General features: G+C 55.4%; 4 protein-coding genes. All 4 read right to left on the bottom strand.

Features of this window, described 5'->3' with window-relative positions; genetic code table 11:
• Positions 1–42 precede the first annotated feature (42 nt).
• The 4 genes from HT136_RS25905 to HT136_RS25890 are packed head-to-tail and all read right to left on the bottom strand — an operon-like array spanning position 43 to position 3005.
• Complete coding sequence (locus HT136_RS25905; RefSeq protein WP_214202637.1) at positions 43–369, bottom strand: hypothetical protein; 327 nt, start codon at positions 367–369, stop codon at positions 43–45.
• Positions 344–877, bottom strand: coding sequence for a His-Xaa-Ser repeat protein HxsA (hxsA, locus tag HT136_RS26765; RefSeq protein ID WP_425516921.1), 534 nt, complete (start codon positions 875–877; stop codon positions 344–346). The genes HT136_RS25905 and hxsA overlap by 26 nt, the downstream gene beginning before the upstream one ends.
• A gap of 44 nt (positions 878–921) precedes the next feature.
• Positions 922–1995, bottom strand: a complete 1074-nt coding sequence (gene hxsC, locus HT136_RS25895; protein ID WP_214202635.1) for a His-Xaa-Ser system radical SAM maturase HxsC — start codon at positions 1993–1995, stop codon at positions 922–924.
• Complete coding sequence (locus HT136_RS25890) at positions 1992–3005, bottom strand: His-Xaa-Ser system radical SAM maturase HxsB (protein WP_214202634.1); 1014 nt, start codon at positions 3003–3005, stop codon at positions 1992–1994. The genes hxsC and HT136_RS25890 overlap by 4 nt, the downstream gene beginning before the upstream one ends.
• Positions 3006–3213 lie beyond the last annotated feature (208 nt).

Raw genomic sequence — 3213 nt, 5'->3', positions numbered from 1 at the left:
TGACGCTGGAAACTCTCGGCTCGGTGAGCCATAACCCCATTGTCAGCTTGCCAGCACTGGCCGCCTGACCTGAACCCGATCCTGCCGTAGATCGACGGTTCCTACACCACCCCGTGGGACACGACCTAGCTCACCAGCACGAACCAATCCATCGGCCTCTGGCGACGGGTGCAATTGTGCTTCCTGCTTGGCCGCAAAATGATCCTGCATAGCCATATCGCACTGCTGAACGAGGAAACCATAACGTTCCTGGTTGAAATGCATCACGGCTTGACGCCACAATGGCATTGCTACCCAAGCGATGATCGCACCGACCCCCGCCGCGATCAGATGCGTAGCGACGCTACTGCGCGCGAATTTTAAAGGCATCGAGTACCTCAGGCGTAATCGTTCCAGTGACATTGAGGTTGAAGTCGGTTTGGAACCGAGTCAGAGCCGAACGCATTTGCGGCCCAACGATTCCGTCAATTGCACCAGTATAATAGCCGTACGAAGTTAGTCCGAGCTGCACCTGGCGGACAACATTCTTAATGCTTGTCGCCGAAGGTGACGAGTAAAGTGGCTGGGCATTCGTGATTGCAGGAGACGAAGGCAGGATGGAGGAGCGCGGGGTGCTCCGCTCATTCCTAGTCGACGGAGCAGTAGTGCGCGGGGTTGCTGGTGCCCTCGGAGTATAAACGGGCGCACGGTAAGTCCCGCTACTTCCAGAGCGATGGCTGCTGTGCGAAGCATGGCTGGAATGGGAGCGATGCCCAGCGAGGATGAACATGTGATCCTGTGAAAAGCGCTGGATCAACTGATCCTCATCGTCAGGATCCGGACCTCCGGACGCGGGGGTCAGGGCAGGATTCGCCGATGCCGAATGAGGTATTGGCATGACGCCCGCCATTACCAGGCTAGAGATCAAAAAACGACGCTTTTTCACAGGGGATATACCTCGTTTACAAGTTCTGACGGATGCCAAGCAAAAAAGCCCGAGCAGTCCGAACGGGCCACACAGGGCACACATTTGTCTGAAAAGCGCTGCTTCCAGTCAGAGATCGACGCTACCGCATATGAGCGATAGGCCGCAGGCACGTGGCACAGTGGGATATTGAACAGCTTTGGGCGCACCCCATGAAGTTTCACGCGATCAAGCGCATTGCCGACAACATCAAAGTTGCAACGAAGATCGAAGTGAAGATCAGCCCATCCGCTCTTCGCGAACCCAATGTTTTCCAACCCCATCACGGACCATTGCTCAATGTGTGCTAAGTTGTACACAATGAAATTTGCAAGGGCATCCAGGCTATCAACGGTCGAAGTTGTCAGCACCGTTCGGAGTTCTATTCGCGCACCAGCCCTGAACAGGTGGACGAAGGATTCCATCAATTTTTCGAAAGCACCGATCTTACCAACGATAGCATCGTGCAATGACCCGCTTGCCGCATAAACTGGCACCCCCCAAACGACATTACGGTAGAAAGGACTGCGCAAGCGCAACGCGTCTTCCGCAGTGAAATGCTGAGCATTCGAAAGGATGTGAAAATTAAGGTCAGGCCGTGCACTCAATACGCTCTCGAGCATCGAGAATAAGCGAGCGCGATGCAGTGTTGGCTCTCCCCCTGAGATACCGATTGTAATCCCATGGTCAGCCAATAGGCAGGCACGCTCAAGAAGGTCGAAGCGGTCGACATGGGTCTTTTTCGGGGGCTGCGAGCACATAACGCAAAGCTGGTCACACTGCTCAGTGACAAGCAAAGTGTTGTGGGACGAGGCCTTGCGGATGAGACGATCCGCTCGACTGCCGAAGGGGTCGACGAGAACAACATCGTCAAACAGGTCGTCAGGGCCCATGCCCAACTCGAAAACCCCTTGCTCCCCGCTCCAAAGGCTCCCAGCCTCAGTAACCGCAAGGAAGTGGCTCAGCGCCGGATTATTGCCAGGTTGCCGAGTTAGGCGCGTAACGAACGGAGCAGTGCCATCGCTCGCAGCACGTAAAGAAAGAGCGATCATGACCAGCGCCCCATAGGCAACCGGTCTCCCGCTATTCCAAGCCAACGGCACAAGGAAAACTGAATGGCGGGATCAGGCGAATGAATGAGTTCGAAGGCTAGGTCGAACAAGTGCAAATGTCGCCGGCAAAATTCGGTCTCCTGCCGGGGCACTTGAATCGTCCCATAGCGCGAAATATCGTCGACGATATCGCGACCGCAGAACGGTTTATACGTACATGCCTCACAATCGGGATCGCCGTCGCACGTTGACACAGCGTTGAGGGCGTCGCGCTCAGGTGTATGCCAACCCCGCTCCACATCACCGATCGACAGGTCAATGATACCTGCCCTAGCAAGCATCCGCGCTTCATCCGTCGGATAAGCCAGCCCATCGTAGTCGATCACGATAAAGTCGGACCCGAACGGGTTCGGATTGCGCAAGTCGATATGCCGATCCTCACCGGCTCGGAAAATACGGCGCAGCAGCAAACTAAAGTAGCTCTCTTCGAGGCAAATGCTACGATCATGCCAATTGCGCTCAATAAGCCGGCGAATGAAGGCCTCATGGTAGGCAAGCCAGCTGGAATCAGGTCGCTTAGCGTCAGCGTGCTGTTTTCGCGCGAACCCTTGGAAGTTGATCGGGCGAAGATAAATCGCACTCAGTCCACGACCAGCATAAGCCTCGATTAGGTCGTCTTGATCAGGCGGTGAACGTGGGTCAAGGGTTGGTAAAGCCGAGATTTTTCCTGGGCCATACCGGCCTAGCAAAGAGTCGAGATTGCGTTCGAAGGCCGCATTGGATGTATCATCCTGCCCCCGCTGCTTCGCATGGTGTTGGCTTGGGCCGTCGAGCGAAGTACTAATCGACACATCCGCGCGATCAAATAGTTCGAACGCTTCAGGCGGCACGTTTTGCAGATTTGTGCAAATCACGAATGACGCTTCGACATCCTCCGGGACAGCATCAATAATAGCTGAGATAAGATCGCAACGAAGCGTAGGCTCACCACCTTGGAATTCAATTTTCAAGTGCTTTGATCGGCTGTTACGCACTAGGCCAAGGACCGCATCGCGCGTTTCATCAGACCAGTCGTATCCACTCGCGGCTTCAGCGTACCCATCCGGTGAGCCCCGCCTTGTCCGGTGAGTGAACGACCGGTCTTAAGAGCGCTCGTATGAGCGAGCTTAGGAGCGCAGCATGGGGCAGATTACGGTGATGACGGGGCCGGAGCGGCGG

Source organism: Novosphingobium profundi (assembly GCF_018491765.1).
GTDB classification, from domain to species: domain Bacteria; phylum Pseudomonadota; class Alphaproteobacteria; order Sphingomonadales; family Sphingomonadaceae; genus Novosphingobium; species Novosphingobium profundi.
This window is presented reverse-complemented; position numbering and strand designations above follow the sequence as displayed.

Bases quoted from the DNA above. Each gene is read 5' to 3' on its own strand.
- HT136_RS25905 (WP_214202637.1), bottom strand. From the start codon at position 369: ATGCCTTTAAAATTCGCGCGCAGTAGCGTCGCTACGCATCTGATCGCG.
- hxsA (WP_425516921.1), bottom strand. From the start codon at position 877: ATGCCAATACCTCATTCGGCATCGGCGAATCCTGCCCTGACCCCCGCG.
- hxsC (WP_214202635.1), bottom strand. From the start codon at position 1,995: ATGATCGCTCTTTCTTTACGTGCTGCGAGCGATGGCACTGCTCCGTTC.